The organism is Streptomyces sp. NPDC029151 (assembly GCF_055564315.1).
In genome coordinates this window covers 1-16,677 of the sequence record NZ_JBVHWQ010000001.1, presented here as the reverse complement: position 1 = coordinate 16,677, position 16,677 = coordinate 1, and the positions used below count along the sequence as shown (strand labels likewise).

General features: G+C 72.9%; 12 protein-coding genes. 5 read left to right on the top strand and 7 right to left on the bottom strand.

The window, feature by feature from the left end:
• Positions 1–142: 142 nt before the first annotated feature.
• Complete coding sequence (locus tag ACZ4VF_RS00060) at positions 143–793, bottom strand: FMN-dependent NADH-azoreductase (protein ID WP_467922132.1); 651 nt, start codon at positions 791–793, stop codon at positions 143–145.
• A 135-nt stretch (positions 794–928) separates the two neighbouring features.
• On the opposite strand from ACZ4VF_RS00060, the gene ACZ4VF_RS00055 reads away from it, so the two are divergent.
• The gene (locus ACZ4VF_RS00055; protein WP_467922131.1) at positions 929–1,321 is read left to right on the top strand and encodes a winged helix-turn-helix transcriptional regulator; all 393 of its coding nucleotides are present in this window, start codon (positions 929–931) and stop codon (positions 1,319–1,321) included.
• A gap of 161 nt (positions 1,322–1,482) precedes the next feature.
• Here the strand turns inward: ACZ4VF_RS00055 and ACZ4VF_RS00050 are convergent, their stop codons facing one another.
• The gene (locus tag ACZ4VF_RS00050) at positions 1,483–2,100 is read right to left on the bottom strand and encodes a hypothetical protein (RefSeq protein WP_467922130.1); all 618 of its coding nucleotides are present in this window, start codon (positions 2,098–2,100) and stop codon (positions 1,483–1,485) included.
• A gap of 509 nt (positions 2,101–2,609) precedes the next feature.
• On the opposite strand from ACZ4VF_RS00050, the gene ACZ4VF_RS00045 reads away from it, so the two are divergent.
• On the top strand, positions 2,610–2,957 hold the full coding sequence (locus ACZ4VF_RS00045; protein WP_467922128.1) for a CU044_2847 family protein: 348 nt from the start codon (positions 2,610–2,612) through the stop codon (positions 2,955–2,957).
• A gap of 113 nt (positions 2,958–3,070) precedes the next feature.
• Complete coding sequence (locus tag ACZ4VF_RS00040) at positions 3,071–7,336, top strand: nSTAND1 domain-containing NTPase (RefSeq protein WP_467922127.1); 4,266 nt, start codon at positions 3,071–3,073, stop codon at positions 7,334–7,336.
• An 88-nt stretch (positions 7,337–7,424) separates the two neighbouring features.
• On the opposite strand, the gene ACZ4VF_RS00035 is transcribed toward ACZ4VF_RS00040, so the two are convergent.
• From ACZ4VF_RS00035 to ACZ4VF_RS00020, 4 genes are all read right to left on the bottom strand, one after another.
• Positions 7,425–8,903, bottom strand: coding sequence for a glutamate-cysteine ligase family protein (locus ACZ4VF_RS00035; RefSeq protein WP_467922126.1), 1,479 nt, complete (start codon positions 8,901–8,903; stop codon positions 7,425–7,427).
• A gap of 588 nt (positions 8,904–9,491) precedes the next feature.
• Positions 9,492–10,724, bottom strand: coding sequence for a cytochrome P450 family protein (locus ACZ4VF_RS00030; RefSeq protein WP_467922124.1), 1,233 nt, complete (start codon positions 10,722–10,724; stop codon positions 9,492–9,494).
• A 114-nt stretch (positions 10,725–10,838) separates the two neighbouring features.
• Positions 10,839–12,080, bottom strand: a complete 1,242-nt coding sequence (locus ACZ4VF_RS00025; protein WP_467922123.1) for a serine hydrolase domain-containing protein — start codon at positions 12,078–12,080, stop codon at positions 10,839–10,841.
• Positions 12,081–12,387: 307 nt separating this feature from the next.
• Entirely contained in the window at positions 12,388–12,855 is a 468-nt protein-coding gene (locus tag ACZ4VF_RS00020; protein WP_467922121.1) for a hypothetical protein, read from the bottom strand.
• 339 nt (positions 12,856–13,194) lie between these two features.
• On the opposite strand from ACZ4VF_RS00020, the gene ACZ4VF_RS00015 reads away from it, so the two are divergent.
• Complete coding sequence (locus ACZ4VF_RS00015; RefSeq protein ID WP_467923722.1) at positions 13,195–14,544, top strand: transaminase; 1,350 nt, start codon at positions 13,195–13,197, stop codon at positions 14,542–14,544.
• 47 nt (positions 14,545–14,591) lie between these two features.
• Entirely contained in the window at positions 14,592–15,032 is a 441-nt protein-coding gene (locus tag ACZ4VF_RS00010; protein ID WP_467923721.1) for an Lrp/AsnC family transcriptional regulator, read from the top strand.
• 25 nt (positions 15,033–15,057) lie between these two features.
• Here ACZ4VF_RS00010 and ACZ4VF_RS00005 read toward each other — a convergent pair whose 3' ends face one another.
• Positions 15,058–16,239 (bottom strand): PP2C family protein-serine/threonine phosphatase, encoded by a 1,182-nt coding sequence (locus tag ACZ4VF_RS00005; RefSeq protein WP_467922120.1) that lies wholly within the window; start codon positions 16,237–16,239, stop codon positions 15,058–15,060.
• Positions 16,240–16,677 lie beyond the last annotated feature (438 nt).

The following is a 16,677-nucleotide window of genomic DNA, read 5'->3' as shown; positions in this document are numbered from 1 at the left end:
TCCACCCCCCCCCACCCCCCCCCCCCCACCCACCCTCCCCCCCCCCCCCCCCCCCCCCCCCCCCCCCCCCCCCCCCCCCCCCCCCCCCCCCCCCCCCCCCCCCCCCCCCCCCCCCCCCCCCCGGTGCGGCACTCGGGGTGCGTCAGGCGGCGAGGCGCTCCGCCAGCTGCCGCGCCCTGGCCTCCGCCGCCTCGAAGGCGCGGTCGCGGGAGGCCTCGTACAGCGGGACCAGCTCGGACATGGCCGGGTTCTTGGACGCCATCGTCAGCTCGGGGACGATGAACTCCACGTCCAGGCCGAGGGCGTCGGCGAGGACGGCCTTGAGGTAGTTCTGCACGTACTCGTAGCCCTCGCGCGGGGTGCCCGGCGCGTACGAGCCGCCGCGGCTGGCGACGACGGTGACCGGGGTGCCCTTGGCGGACGGGTTCTCGCCCGCGGTGCGGCCCATCAGGATCACGTTGTCCAGCCAGGCCTTCAGGGTCGACGGGATCGTGTAGTTGTACATCGGAGCGCCGATCAGGATCGCGTCGGCCTGCTCCAGCTCCTCGATCAACTTCAGCCGCTCGGCGAAGACGGCGGCCTGTTCGGGCGTGTGGGCGGCCTCGGGGACGAAGCCCGCGAGGTGCGCGTCGGCGGTGATGTGCGGCACCGGCTCGGCCGCCAGGTCGCGGTAGACGACCGTGCCCTCGGGGTGCTGCTCCTGCCAGTGCTTGCGGAAGGCCTCCGTCACGGCGCGGGAAGCCGACGCCTGGGTCGGGAACACGGACGAATCGATGTGCAGCAGGGTGGCCATGGGTGTCTCCGTAAAGGGCTGGGCAGCGGGCAGCCGCACGCCGCGGCGCGTCGGCTCACGTTCCGTACTGAACTATGTTTAACACATCGACTTACTTTTTCTCAGCCCCATACGGTGAAGTAGTACCCTGAGGCCATGGCGGCGGAGCAGAATCACGACAGCGCGGCGTGCAAGCGGGTGGACGATGGCATCACCCGGGTATTCCAGCTGCTCGGCAAACGCTGGAGCGGCCCGATCGTGGCCGTCCTGGTGGAACAGCCCGCCTATTTCACCGATCTGCGGCGGGCCGTCCCCGGCATCAGCGAACGCATGCTGTCCGACCGGCTCGCCGAACTCGGCGCGGCCGGCCTCGTCCTGCGCGAGGTCGACGAGGGCCCCCCGCTGCGGGTCTCCTACCGGCTGACCGACGCCGGCGCGGCCCTGGAGCCCGCCCTCCGCGCGCTCGCCGAGTGGGCCAAGTCCCATCTGCCGGAGGCGTCGGCCTGCCCCGAGACGAGCCTGGAACGGCCGGGCGCGGTGCGGGCCTAGAAGCGCTGCGGGGGTGTCTCCGGGCCGGGTGCCGGCCGAAGACCGGGTCGGTGGGCGTAGGGCGTCCGTCGCAGCAGGACTGCCCCGGCGGGCAGGGGAAGTCGGCCGCCGGCGGTACGCGCGCGAACCGCGGCCGGCGGGCCTCTCCCCGTTGGCGATCGTCAAGAGCGGTGCCGTTCGACGAACACGCGGATGACCTGGACCAGGCGACTGCGGTCACTCGCCGTCATGGTGGCCGCTCCCTCCATCTGTGTGAGGAACAGGCCCAGGCTTGCGGTGCAGATGTCGTCCTCCCGGTCCGGCAGGGTGCAGGAGATGGACAGCCCGGTCGAGTTCCGATGCCCCAGGTACGTCGTCACGTGGGACATGAACAGCACCACGGTGCCGTAGCGCCCCGTGGCCGCGTCGCCGGCCCCCGTGTCCCCTCGGTCCCACAGTTCCCCCCGCAGGCTCCCGGTCCCGGCATGCCGGGCCCAGACGAGCGACGCGTAGAGGCCGGGGACGCCCGTCGGTACGGGCCGTACCTCGGTGCCCCGGGGTTTCGAGCAGTCCTCTCCCGGAGGAGCGAGCAGGGCCACCTCGGGGATGTACGGGCAGCCGTACACCGCCCACATGGCGGCTCCACCGGGGGCGAAGACTTCCCAGATGCCCGAACGCCCGTCGGCGGGCCCCAGGCCGAGGCGGGTGGCACCGTCGGCGCCGAGGTACGTGTCGCAGGCTCCCCCGGGTCCCAGGATGTAGTGGACGGCCTCGCCACGGCCCAGGCGAACTCCGGCCACGACAGCTCCGGACGGCAGTGCCAGCGGGTCCGGCAGCCGTAAGGTCCTCGGCAGCGGGTCGCCGGGCGGCACGCTGAAGGGGGCCGTCACCTTGCAGGAGCGGACCTGGGCCGTCCGGTCCGACCGGGGCCCCGGCGTGGAGTGCCGTGCGGACGGAGGGGAGGGGTCCGGTCGTTCCGGCGAACTCGTGCAGCCCGTGAGCAGCAGGACGGCGGCCAGGACGGCCGCCCCCGTCGCCCTGGCCGGGCGGCACCTCGTCCTCGGTACGCGCCCCGGTGCCACGCTGCGGGGCGAGAGCCCCACCGGCCGTGTTCCGCGCATAGAAGTGACCGCTTCCTCGGGTTCCTCGGTTGCCGGCACAGGACGTCTCCGCGGGACGACGTGCCCCTCTCGCCGGGGCCGGCCGGGCCGGCTCGCGTACCGGATCTCACACTCCACTGTCACCGGGGCGCTCAAGAGGTTACAACAGGGGGAGCGACGGCCAACAGCGCGAGAGCACAGGTGAGTTGATGGAATCCCTCAGCACGATGGAATTGCCGGACGGCGCAGAGATCACGTTCGCGGTGGGGGCGGGAGCCGGACTCCCCGTCGGCGAGGGACCGGTGAAGGCCGGGAGAATGGGCGACGCGGTCCGGCGAATGCCCCAGACGCTGCACAACGCGCTGGAACCCGTACGCGAGATGGCACGTACGGTGGTGGACCAGCTCCGGGAAGCCGGGCCGGAGGAGGTCGAGATCGAGTTCGGCGTGAATCTGTCCGGCCAGGTCGGCGTGATCGTCAACAAGGGGGAGGCAGCCGCTCACCTGAAGATCAGGATGCTGTGGCGCAAGGCCGCGGACGCGGGCGGCGAGGCGTGAGCTGAAGGGTGCCGGCACAAGAGGAAGAACCCGGCTCCGGGCCGGCGCGGCGTCCTGAAGAAACCGGCACCGCCACCCCGGCCCCGACCCGCGCTTCCTGGGTTTCCACCGCCGTGGTGCAGATCCTCGCCTCCGACGGAAGGGTGGCGGGCGCGGGCTTCCTGGGAAGTGACGACGTGGTCATCACCTGCGCCCACGTGGTGCGCGCGGCCGGCAGCGGCCCGGGGGACCGCCTGCGGCTGTGTTTCCGGCACCTGGCCGCCCAGCCGTCGGTCGAAGGAACCGTACTGACCGGCGCGTGGCGGGAGCCGGACGCGGAGGACATCGCCGCCGTGCGTCTGGCAGGGGTCCCTGCCGGAGCCCGCGAGATGCCGCTGGGCTCGGCCGCCGGAAGTGCGGGGCACCGGGTCTCCTCCTTCGGATTTCCGGGTCAAGCACCCGACGGCGGCCACTTCGGCTACGGCGTGGCGGGTGACCTGCTGCCCGGTGAGACGACGGGCCCGCTTCTCCAGCTGACCGACGCGAACGACCTGACCACGGGATTCAGTGGCGCCCCCGTGGTCGACGAGGTGAGCGGCCTCGTCATCGGCATGGTCGCGGCGGTCGTGAGACCGGACCCGCTGCACAGAGGACTCGGGACCGCCTACGCGACGCCCGTGGAGGCGCTGCGGACGGTGGTGCCCGGACTGACCGAGCGGAAGGTGCGCCCGTACCGGGGACTCGCTCCGTTCACCGAGAACGACGCCAGATGGTTCCATGGCCGGCAGGCGGTCGTGCACCGTGTGCTGGAATGCCTGCGCCGGCACCGGCTCGTGCTGCTGCTGGGCCCCTCCGGCGCGGGGAAGTCCTCCGTCGTGCGGGCCGGGGTGATTCCCGCGCTGTCCCAAGGCGCCCTGCCGGGCAGCGATCGGTGGGTGCGTCTCGTGACGCGCCCCGGACAGGACCTCCTCGACGAGTTGGAGCGGGCAGGGCTGCCGGGGGCGGGGACGCACGGCATCGCAGGCGCGGTGGACCGTCACCTCGCCACGGAACCGACGGACCGGCTGCTTCTGGTCATCGACCAGTTCGAGGAACTCCTCACCCAGCCGTGGGAGGACGGCCGGTGTTCCCCCGCACACCTCGCGGCGGCTGAGGGACTTGTCGCGGCGATCGACGCCCACCGCCGGCTGAGCGTGATCCTCATCATGCGTAACGACTTCTACCCGCGCCTGGCCGAGCTGTGTCCCGACCTGCTGGACGCCGCCAGGCCCGGTTCGCTGGACGTGTCCGCCGAGCTCACCCTCCCCGAACTGCGCGAGATCATCGTTCGGCCCGCGCTGGACGCCGGCGCGCGCTTCGAGGAAGGCCTGCCGGACCGGATCGTCGAGGACTTCCGGGCCGCCGACTCCCAGGGCCGTACGCCGGCGACCCTTCTGCCACCTCTCCAGCTCGCCCTGTCCGAGCTGTGGGAACGCCGTGTCGACGGTCGCATCACCCACGGCTCCTACCAGCGCATCGGAGAGGTCACCGGAAGCCTGGCCACGTGGTGCAACAACTCCCTGAACGCGCTGCCCGCGGGTCACCGTCGCACCGCGCAGCGCATCCTGACCGCGCTGGTCCGTCCCTCCGACGACGCGAACGGCATACCGGCCACCCGTCAGCAGGTGCCCCTTGCCCGGCTGCGGGTTCTCGCGTACGACGCCAAGGACGCGTACGACGCCAAGGACGCGTACGACGCCGAGGACGCGGATGCCGCCACGGATGCCGTGTTCGAAGAGGTGGTCGCCGCGTTGACCCGTGACCGGGTCATCGTCACCAGCCGGACGACGCGGTCCGACGGCCGACCGGGCGAGCCGGTCACCGAGCTCATCCACGACGCGCTGATACGTGACTGGAGCGACCTCCGCGGGTGGATCGAGAGCGACCGCCGTTTCCAGACATGGCTGCACCAGGTCACCGAGCGGCACCACCGCCACGCCGGGACCGGCCTTCCCGCCGACCTGCTCGACGGCACCGACCTCGCGGACGGGCTGGAGTGGGCCCGCCAACGTGTTCTTCCCACCGAGATCGCCGCTTTCCTCACCGCCAGTGAGCGCCGCCAGCAAGCAGCCCTCCGCCGCACTCGCCGCGTCAACGTTCTCCTGGCGTCGCTCCTGGCCCTCGCCCTGCTGGTCACCGGCGTCGCCTTCCAGCTGCGCCAGGAAGCCGTCGACGCGCGGCTCCAGGCGCAGTCCCGGCAGCTTGCCGCACAGTCCGACACCCTCCTGGACAGCGATCCCGACCTGGCCTCGCTGATGGCAGTTCGGGCGTACCAGACCTCGGCCACCGAAGAGGCGCGCGCCAGTCTCCTCCGCGCGGCCGACCTCGGGCTGGCCCACCGCCTCGGCGCACAGGGCGGGGACATCCAGTCGGTGGCGTTCAGCCCGGACGGCAGGACGCTCGCCGGTGGCGGCAAGGGCGGCAGGATCCGGTTCTGGGACGTCGCTTCGGGCAGACAGGAACGCGTCCTCGTCACCCACGACGGCAGCAAGGTGCGGTCCCTGGCGTTCAGCCCGGACGGCAGGACCCTCGCCAGCGGCGGTGACGACGGCACACTCCAGTTGTGGGACGTGCCGGACAACCGGTCGCGGGGCGAACTCGACGTGCACGGGGGATGGGTCTGGTCGGTGGCGTTCAGCCCGGACGGCAGGACGCTCGCCGCCGGAGGACACGACGGGAAGGTGTGGTTCTGGGACGTACGCTCGGGCGAGCACCGGAGCGGCTCCGACGCCGCCCACGACGGTGAGGTGCGGTCGGTGGCGTTCAGCCCGAACGGCAGAACACTCGCGAGCACGAGCACGAGCGGCCCCGACGACGGCGGGATACGGCTGTGGGACGTCTCCACCGGCCGGCAGCGCGGCAGGGCCCTCACCGATCCCGGCAGCCAGGTGGAGACGGTGGCGTTCAGCCGCGACGGCAAGACGCTCGCTGGCGGTGGTGAGGACGGCAGGGTCCGGCTCTGGGACACCGCGTCCGGCCGGCAGCGGAGCGACCCCCTGGTGCACGGTGGCGAGGTGTGGTCGGTGGCGTTCAGTCCCGACGGGAAGACGCTCGCCAGTGGTGGTGAGGACGGCAGGGTCCGGCTCTGGGACACCGCGTCCGGCCGGCAGCGGAGCGACCCCCTGGTGCACGGTGGCGAGGTGTGGTCGGTGGCGTTCAGCCCCGACGGGAAGACGCTCGCCGGCGGCGGTGGCGACTCGGTACGGACATGGCACACGGACGGCGGCGAGTCGTCCAGCAGGACTCGGCGGGTACGCGGACACGTCGTCGGGATGGCGTTCCGTCAGAACGGTCTAACGCTGCTCGGCGCCGGCAGCCACGGCGACCTCCTGCGGTTGGACATGAGCGCCCACGTCGAGCGCAGAGGGGTTCTCCGTGACCTCGGTGGCTCCGACCTCTGCGCCGGGGCGTTCAGCCCGGACGGCGAGTTGATCGCGGGAGGTGACGGGGACGGCACGGCACGCCTGTGGGACGTGGACTCGGGACGGGTTCGGGCCGGCCTCCCCACCGGCGGCCAGGACTCCGTCTGCGCGTTCGCGTTCAGCCCGGACGGCGAGACACTCGCCTACGGAGGTGAGGACGGCAGGGTACGGCTGTGGAACGTGGCGGAGGGCAGGCCGCGAGGTGCCCCGCTCGTCCATGGACGACCACCGTGGTCGCAAGTGGAGTCGGTGGCGTTCAGCCCCGACGGCAGGACGCTCGTCAGCGTCGGCGCCGGCACCCTGCGTCTGTGGGACGTGGGGACGGGCAGACAACGAGGCTCCGCCATCGCTGTGGACGGGGAGGTGCGTTCGGTGGCCTTCAGCCCGGACGGCGCGCTGCTCGCCGGCGCGACGACGGACGCCGCCGGGGGGAAGGTCCGGCTCTGGGACGTGCGCACAGGCCGGCGACAAGCCGATCTCTCCCGCGACGACGGGCTGACATGGGCGGTGGCGTTCAGTCCGGACGGAGACACACTCGCGAGTGTCGGCTCCATGGCCAACCCGGACGACGGCACTCTCCCGCAGCTCGCCGGCAGCGGGATCCGCCTGTGGGACGTACCCACTCAACGCCAACGCGCCTATTTCGCCGCCGAGGTGGGCATGCCCTCGCAGGTGGCGTTCAGCCCGGACGGCGACACACTGGCGAGTGCGGCACCTGTGGGCGAGGGCGCTCTCGACGGCACAGGTGGTTCCAGCGCGATACACCTATGGGACGCGGGTGTGGTGCTCTCCGATCCCGACGAGGCCGTCCGACGACTCTGCGGCGCGCTCGGGCGCGGTTTCACCCCCGCCGAGAGCTCCCGCTATCTCGTCGGTCTCCCGGCGGAGCCGGTGTGCGACGACGCGCGTACGACTCCGGGCCGGGCCGGCACGTCGTAAGACCTGGTCTCGGTGGCCGTCGCGAGTCGGTGACCGGGTGAGGGGCCGGCCTGTGTCGCGGATGGGCCGGACTGCGGCCGTCACGGGGTCAGTCCACCGGCCAGGTGTGCACCGGGGCGTTGAGGTGCATGTAGTCGATGTACAGCTGGGTCATCCGGCGCAGCGCCTCGTGCCGGCCCGAGTGCGTGCTGCCGGCGATGTGATGGAACATCTCCTTCTGCCACACCGCTCCGTTGCGCGCCGTCACACAGCGCTGCTCGATGACCCCGAGCAGCGGCTCCCGCCACGCCGCGTCCATGCCGGAGTGCTCCAGGCCGCGGTGGGCGAGCGGCAGCAGCCGCCGCAGCACCAGCTCCGGCACCGGCACCTCGCCCATCCCGGGCCAGTACAGCAGCGCGTCGATGCCGTGCCGGGCGGCGGCGTGCAGGTTGTCCTCCGCGGCCGCGAAGGACATCCGGGACCACACCGGCCGGTCCTCCTCCACCAGGGCCCGGGTGAGCCCGTAGTAGAAGGCGCCGTTGGCGAGGGTGTCGGCCACGGTCGGGCCCGCGGGCAGCACCCGGTTCTCCACCCGGATGTGCGGCCGGTCGTTGGCCACCGCGTAGACCGGCCGGTTCCAGCGGTAGATCGTGCCGTTGTGCAGGGTCAGTTCGGACAGCTCGGGGACGTCGCCGCGGTCCAGCGTCTCCGCCGGGTCCTGCTCGTCGCACAGCGGGAGCAGGGCCGGGAAGTAGCGCAGGTTCTCCTCGAACAGGTCGAAGACACTGGTGATCCACCGCTCCCCGAACCACACCCGGGGCCGTACCCCCTGCACCTTGATCTCCTCCGGGCGGGTGTCGGTGGCCTGCTCGAACAGCGGGATCCGGGTCTCGTGCCACAGCTCCTTGCCGAACAGGAAGGCGGAGTTGGCCGCGAGCGCCACCTGGACCCCCGCGATCGCCTGGGCCGCGTTCCAGTAGCCGGCGAACTCCTCCGGGGACACCTGCAGATGGAACTGCGTGCTGGTGCACGCGGCCTCCGGGGTGATCGTGTCCGCGTAGGTCCGCAGCCGGTCGGTGCCGTCGATCTCGATGCGCAGGTCCTCGCCGCGGGCCGCGAAGATCTGGTCGTTGAGCAGACGGTAGCGGGGGTTCTCCGACAGCGCGTCCTCGTCGATGTTCTCCTGCCGCAGCGTGGGCAGGATCCCGATCATGAGCAGTCGGGCGCCGACCGTCCGGGCCCGCTCCTCGGCGTGGTTCAGCGCGGCCCGGATCTCCGACTCCCAGGAGTCCGGACCACCCGCCGTCAGCCGCCGGGGCGGGACGTTGATCTCCAGGTTGAACCGGCCCAGCTCGGTGGACCAGGCGGGGTCGGAGATCGCCTCCAGCACAGCGCTGTTGCGCATCGCCGGCTCGGCCGCGTCGTCCACCAGGTTCAGCTCGATCTCCAGGCCGACCTGGGGCCGCTCCGACTCGAACCGCGCCTCGCGCAGCATCTGCGCGAACGCGTCCAGGCACGCCTGCATCTTGATCCGGTACCGGCGGCGGTCCTCGCGGGTGAAGACGAGCGCCGGGACGTCACGCCCCATCGGCCCTCCAGGTCCCCTCGTCGGACACCTCTCCACCCAGCGTCGCACCATCGCCCGGGGGGCACCAAGCGGGTGCGGACACGGAGGCGGGTGCGCGGTGCGGTGCGGGTGCCGCGAGCGCGGGAAGCGGAGGCGGGGAGCGGGGCGCAGGGTCCCGGGGCGCCGGACAGCGTGCGGGCACTTTCCGAGAAGCCCCGTGTCCGCGCCCTCAGCCTGTCCCTCCCGCGCCGCCTGCCGACGGGGGGCGGGTCCGGCATATGGACGACGGGGGGCGGGTCCGGCGTATGGACGGCGCGGCCGGGGACGCCTGCCGCCAGGGGCTGCAGGGGACCGGGCTGGTGCGGCGGTGCCGTCCGGCGAGGCCCGGCTGCTCGGCCGCGGTCCGGGCCGGCCGTGCCGAGTGCGCCCGGCCGGCCGCCGCCGCTTGCTCGAACCGGCCGGAAGTCGTGTGCGTACGTCCCGGATTCCGGGGCAAGCGACCTGTGAGCCACCCAGGGCCTTCCCCCCGCCCCGCGCGTGGCGTCTCCGCCGGCGGCCCATCCCCCCCGGGCCGCCGGCGGAGCCTTGTCCGCCGGCCCTGCCCCCGCCTCAGCCCTCCAGCCGTACCGGGATCTCCTCCCACCCGTGTGCGATGAACGACGGCACGTGGCGCAGCTCGTCGGGCGCGACGGCGAGGCGCAGTGCGGGGAAACGGGAGAACAGGGCCGGCAGGGCCGTCAGGGCCTCCAGGCGGGCGAGCGGGGCGCCGATGCAGCGGTGCACCCCGATGCCGAACGCCAGGTGGTCCCCGGCCGCCCGCGCCGCGTCGAAGACGGCCGCGTCCGGGCCGTAGTGCACCGGGTCCAGGCCCGCCGCGGCGAACGTCGTGATGATGGCGTCCCCCGCCGGAATCGTCACGCCCGCGACGGTCAGCTCCTCCACCGCGAACCGCAGGGGCAGCGCGGCGATGGACGGGTGCACCCGCAGCGTCTCGTCGACCACCGCCTCCCAGCCGACCGTTCCGGAGCGTACCGCCGCCAGCTGCTCCGGGCGGGAGAGCAGCGCGACCACGGCGTTGCCGATCAGGTTGACGGTGGTCTCGAAGCCCGCGCCGACCACCAGCAGCAGCGTGTGCAGCAACTCCTCGTCGGAGAGCCGGTCGCCGTCCTCGTCCCGCACCCGGATCAGCTCCGTGGTGATGTCGTCGCCCGGGTGGCTGCGCCGGTGCTCGATCAGCGCCCCCAGCACCGTGCCGATCCGCTCGTGCACGGATGCCGCGGACTGCGGGCTCGGATCGGAGGTGTCCATGAAATCGGCGATGAGACGAGCCGCGCCGGACCGTAACTCCTCCGGCACCCCAAGGAGTTCGCTGATCATCCGCATCGGCAGGGGATGCGCGAGCCCGGCCCGCAGATCCGCCGTGCGGCCGCCGGCCCCCGCCGCCTCCAGCGCGTCCAGCAGCTCGGCCGTCAGGGCGGCCACGCGGGGCCGCATCGCCTCGGTGCGCCGGTGGGTGAAGCTCGGTGCCACCAGCCTGCGCAGCCGGGCGTGGTCGGCGCCGTACGTGGAGAGCATGCTGACCACGCCGACCCAGTTCGCCATCCAGCTCCAGGCCGGGTGCTCGTCCAGCTCCGGCCACAGCCGCCAGTGCAGGCGCGCGTCCTTGCTGACACGGGGGTCGAGGATCAGCTCCCGGAGGGAGTCGTAGCCGGTGGGTGCCCAGACGGGGATACCGCCGGGCAGCTCCACGGGGACGACGGGGCCGAGGGCGCGCAGCCGGGCGCTCTCCGCCACGAGGTCGGAGCCGAAGGGGTCCAGGGCGATACGGTCGGTGACAGTCACGACGGTCTCCAGACGGTCGGCCTTTCACGAGGCGGTCCCCGTCCAGTACACCGCGTCATCACCCCTACGCACCTATCTGGGCCGATATCGCGTGAAACATGGCCGAGTTGGCACTCATCTGGCCGCCGGCGCGGCCGGCAGGTCGAACACGTGCCGCGGGGAGATGATCCGCGTGACCGCCTGGCCGAACAGTGTGCTCGGCTCCTGGCCGTCATGGTCGATGTCGGTGTTGAGGAGGACCACCACGGTGGTCCGGGTCGACGGGAGGTAGATGGTCAGCGACTCGTAGCCGGGCAGGGAGCCGTTGTGGCCGATCCACCCCTGCACGTCGAAGATGCCCAGCCCGTAGCCGACGTGCGGAAGCGGTGTCGCCGGGGTGGTGAGGCGCTGCCGCTGCGTGGCTGCGCTGATCATCCGCTTCCCGTCGGGCAGTTCACCGGTCGCGACCGTGCGCGCCCAGGTGTGCAGATCGTCCAGCGTGGACACCATCGCCCCGGCCGCCCACCCCCAGGACGGGTTCCAGCCGGCGGTCTCGGCGGTCTTCCCGTTCGCCGTCTGGTCGGTGTAGCCCTGTGGGTGCGGGGCGGGGAACTCGCTGCCCTTCGGCAGGGAGGTGTCCTTCATGCCGGCCGGGTCGAGGACGTGCTGCTCGAGGTAGTCCCCGAGGGACCGGCCGCTCTCCTTCTCCACCACCAGGCCGAGCAGGATCAGATTGGTGTTGCAGTAGGAGAACTTCCGGCCGGGCGGGAACAGCACCGGGTGCCTGAACGAGTAGGCGAGCAACTGCCGTGGTGTGAAGGGGCGCTGCGGATCGGACGTGAGCGCCTTGAAGAAGTCGTCGTCCTCCGAGTAGTTGAACAGCCCGCTGCGCATCCCGGCCAGCTGCCGCAGCGTGATCCTGTCGCCGTTGGGCACGCCGTCGACGTACTGCCCGATCGTGTCGTCCAGACCGACCTTCCCCTGGTCCACGAGCTGGAGCAGCGCCGTCACGGTGAAGGTCTTCGTCTCGCTGCCGATGCGCGTGTACAGGTCGGGGCTCATCCGCCGGCCGGTCGCCTTGTCGGCGACGCCGAACGAACGGACGTAGCCGCGCTGTCCGGGTGTCCAGACGCCGACGGTGACGCCGGGCACGTCCGCCTCGCGCATGACCCGCCGCACGGACGCGTCGAGCCGACGTGTCACATCGGGGGAGAGGGGGCGGACGTCCGGCTCCGAGGCCGACGGGCCGGGGGCGTCGGCGGCGAGCGCGGCCGGTACGGCGGCCGGCGCCGGCCCCGCCGTGACCGGGGCGAGCAGCGTGCCGGACAGTACGGCGATCACGGCCCCCCGGCGCAGGCGTGCGGACGTGGGCGACATGGGCTGACTCCAAGGGGGCGAGAGTCGATGACCGTGCGCGGGTGGCCGTCGGGGCCCGAGACGTCCCGGCCGGGCCGGCTCGGTCGGCCTGCCCGGCCGGACGTTCCCGGCCGGACCTCCCCAGCATAGGAGCGGCACGCACCCGGCGCGCGGCGGCTTCCTGTACCCCCTGGAGAGCGAACACGCGCCCTTCACGCGGCGAGGACGCGCCCCCGGGGGCGAGCGCGCGCCCCTCCGGTACGAGTAAGGGCTCCCGCCCGCGGCGGGGCGTACCGGCCACTGCCCGCCCGGCGGTGCGGCGTACCGGCTACTGCCCGCCCGGCGGCGCGAGCACCGCCAGCGTGCCGTTGGCCTCCTGCAGCGCCTCCTCCAGGGTGCCGGGCGCGTGCAGTGCGCCCGTGCCGTCGGGCGGGACGAGCCACTCCAGGGCACGCCCGGGCCGGTACGGCGGCGGAACGGCGACCCAGGAGCCCTTGGTGGCGTACCGCAGTCCGGCGCCCACCCAGTGCCCGGACGGGTCCGGAGGCAGGAAGAAGCCGACCCGGCCCGCCGCCGTGTCCACCAGCGTGGGTCCCGGCACCGGCAGCGCCGGCCGCCACAGCAGGTCCAGGGTGAGCAGTCCCAGCCGGTCCGGGACGCTCAGCACGTCCCAGAAGCGGCCCGCCTCCAGCAGCGCGGCGCCCTCCCCGTGGTCCCATTCCCACTTGCAGGCGCGCGGGTCGGCCGACGCCGCGGCCAGCCACTCCACGCCCCGCATCCACATCGTCTTCGTCATGCACTGCTCCGCATGTCTCGCCCACCTGCCTGAGCGCAGGAAACTGCCCTGACCGGGCACTTCGTGCATCCGCACGCCAACCCGGCATATGCATGGTTGTAGATTTTTCTACGTGGTGGAAGGGGTGGCGGACCCTGGCGTTTGCGTCGGGGCGTTCGAACTCCGTTACCCGGTTCGTCAGTTGAACAACGGGCCGCCTCACTCGTCCGGTGATCGAGAGTTTCCGTCGCGCTCGATCCGATCGTCTGAGCAATTGATTCGATCGTCGAGTATTGCTGCAGCTTGCCTTACCGTCGTACGCTCACGCCGTTCCGTCGCCGTCTCTCCGCGAGGTGCTCCATCGACCGCGCCCGCCTGCACGCCCTCCTCGCCCGCGAGAGCGGCGAGGCCGAACGCCTCGGCCCGCGCTCCCGGGAGGCCTACGCACGCGCCGACCACCTCTTCGGTCGAGTGCCGATGACCTGGATGAACAAGACCGCCGGTGCCTTCCCGCGCTACCTGGCCGAGGCGAGGGGCGCCCGGGTCACCGACATCGACGGGCACACGTACATCGACTTCTGCCTCGGCGACACGGGCGCCATGGCCGGGCACTCGCCCGCGCCCGTCACCGAGGCGGTGCACCGCAGGTACGCCGAACTGGGCGGGGCCACCGCCATGCTGCCCACCGAGGACGCCGAGTGGGTCGGCGCCGAACTGACCCGCCGGTTCGGCCTGGCGCGCTGGAGCTTCTCGCTCACCGCGACCGACGCCAACCGCTGGGCGATCCGGCTCGCGCGCGCCGTCACCGGCCGGCCGAAGATCCTGGTCAACAGCTACTGCTACCACGGCAGCGTGGACGAGTCGCTCATCGTCACCGGTCCCGACGACACCGGGGTGCCCCGCCCCGGCAACGTCGGCGCGCCCTGTGAGGTGACCCTGACCAGCAGGGTCGCCGAGTTCAACGACCTCGCCGGGCTGGAGCGGGAGCTGGCCCACGGGGACGTCGCCGCCGTGCTGATGGAGCCCGCCCTCACCAACATCGGCATCGTGCTGCCCGAACCCGGCTATCTCGCCGGTGTCCGCGAGCTGACCCGGCGGTACGGCGCCCTGCTCGTCAACGACGAGACGCACACCTTCTCCGCCGGCCCCGGCGGCTGTACCGCGGCCTGGGAGCTGGCACCCGACCTGCTCACCATCGGCAAGGCGATCGGCGGCGGCATCCCGGCCGGCGCCTACGGACTGTCGGCCGAACTCGCCGACCGGCTGCTGGCCCGTACCGACCTCGACCTCGTCGACATGGGCGGCGTCGGCGGCACCCTCGCCGGCAACGCGCTGTCGGTCGCGGCCACCCGGGCCACCCTCGAACACGTGCTGACCGACGAGGCCTTCGCCCGGATGAGCCGGCTCGCCGAGCGCTTCGAGGCGGGTGTCCGGGCCGGTATCGAGGCGCACGGACTGCCCTGGTCGGTCAGCCGGCTCGGCGCCCGCACCGAGTACCGCTTCACCACCCCGGCCCCGCGCACCGGCACCGAGTCCGCGGCGGCCTCCGACCCCGAGCTGGAGGACTTCCTCCACCTGTACCTCGCCAACCGGGGCGTCCTGCTGACCCCGTTCCACAACATGGCGCTGATGTGCCCGGACACCACCGAGCAGGACGTCGACACCCACACCGAGGTCTTCGCCGCGGCACTCGCCGAGCTGGCAGGCTGAGGAAGCCGGGGAAGACCGGGGAAAGGCAGTCGTACGACGTGAAGGACATGGACGACATCGACCGGGCCATCCTGCGCGAGCTGCAGGCCGACGGCCGTATCGCCTACGCCGACCTCGGACCGAAGGTGGGCCTGTCCGCCTCGGCGGCCCGGCAGCGGCTGCAGCGCCTGCTGGACGCCCGGGTGGTCCAGGTGGTCGGTGTCACCGACCCGATGGCCATGGGCGGGCAGGCCATGGCGCTGCTCGGCATCGGTGTCGACGGCGACCCGCGGGCCGTGGCCGACGCCCTCGCCGAGCGCCCCGAGGTCGTCTACTCGGTGCTCACCTCGGGTGGCTTCGACCTGTTCGCGGAGGTGGTCGCGCCCGGCCCGAAAGCGCTGCTCGACTTCGTCAACGACGAGGTCCGTCCCCTCGAGGGCGTCCGGGAGATCCGCTCCTTCCCGTACTTCGGGATCCACACCCACCGTTTCCTGTGGGACGTGGGCTGACCGCGGGGAGGGGGAGGGGGACGCGTCAGCCGTCCCGCGACTCCGGTGCCTGCCGTGGCTGCCGTGCCTGACGTGGCTGCGGAGCCGGCGACGGTGCCTCCAGCGCCTTCGGGGCCTCAGGGCTGAGCACCAGGATGGTGGCGTCGTCGCGGACCGTGTACCGCCGCCGCAGCAGGTCCGCCCAGACGGCGCCGGGCAGCTCGGCGGACGGGCTGTCGGCCAGGGCGGCCAGCCGCTCCGGCAGCGGGTAGAAGGTGCCGGAGGCGTCCCGCGCCTCCCACACGCCGTCGGAGGCGAGGAACAGCCGGTCGCCCGGGCCGAGCGGCACGGTGATCTCCTTCGGCCGGTCGACGTCGAGGAGCCCGATGCCCAGCGGCGGCCCGGGCGCGACGGCGACCTCCCGGGCCTGCTCCGCGTGCAGCAGCACGGGCGCCGGATGACCGCAGGCCACCATCCGCACCGCGGCCGATCCGGCGGAGAACTCCAGCAGCAGGGCCGTGGCGAACAGCTCCGCGTGCCGGACGTCCGCCGAGTCCACCGCCAGCCGGCGGTCCATCCGGGCCGCCACCGACTCCAGGTCCGGCAGGTCCAGGGCGGCCTCCCGGAACGCCCCCAGCAGGGACACCACCGTCGCGACCGCCGCCAGCCCGTGCCCCTGCACGTCCCCCATCACCGCGCGCACGCCGTACGGCCCCTGCCGCACGTCGAAGAAGTCCCCGCCCACCAGCGTCCCGTTCTGGGCGGCCCGGTAGAAGGCCGCGCAGCCGACCCGTCCGACCCGTTCCGGCAGCGGCGGCAGCACGGCCCGCTGCACCGCCTCGCCGATCGCCCGTTCCGTGTTCAGCTGGGCGTCCCGGTGGCTGCGCACGTACGACACGAACACGCTCAGCGCGGCCACGAACACGATGGTGAGCAGGTCGGTGTCGCCGGGGCGGTTCAGATGCGTGGCCGGCACGTTCAGCACCACGACCACGCCCATACCGAGCAGCCCGGTCGCCAGCGGACCGTACGACAGGACCGCCAGCGGCGGGATGGCGCCCAGCAGGAAACCCAGATCACGCGCGTGGGAGGTGATCAGCGTGGCCGAGCCGACGGCCGCGAGCAGCAGCACGGGCAGCACCCGGACCCACCACGGCGGCGGAGCGCCCCGCAGCCAGCCGCGATCCTCCAGGTGCCCGCGCGACGCCCAGCCGCGCACCGATCCCACATCCCCAAGTTACGCCGCTCACGGCACGCCGCCAGAAAGCGGGCGAACCCCGACTCGGCCAACCCCTTGCCCGGCCGAGCAGGGGACGCGTACCACGTACGCCGTCGCGGTCGCCGTCGAAACCGCGGCACGGTCGTCGTGGCCCCGTGGTCGTGCTTCCGCACGCGACACCGGGGCGCCCGCGTCCAGGCGGCCGGCCGTCCCGCGCCGCAGCCCGCGCCGAGCCGGCGGCCCACCCGGCGACCGCCGCCGTCCCCGGGCCCCAGGGCCTCTCTTCCGGATCTTGCCGGGGTCGGCCGACAGACACCGTCGCCCCGGAACCGGCCTGATCCGCAAGAGCGGCCCTAGTAGTGCTTCGTTACCTCGCGTGATCTTGCCTGGTGGTGGGCATCTTCGTGGTGTGAAGCTGGGGGAGGTGGAACGGCTCCGGGGTGAGTT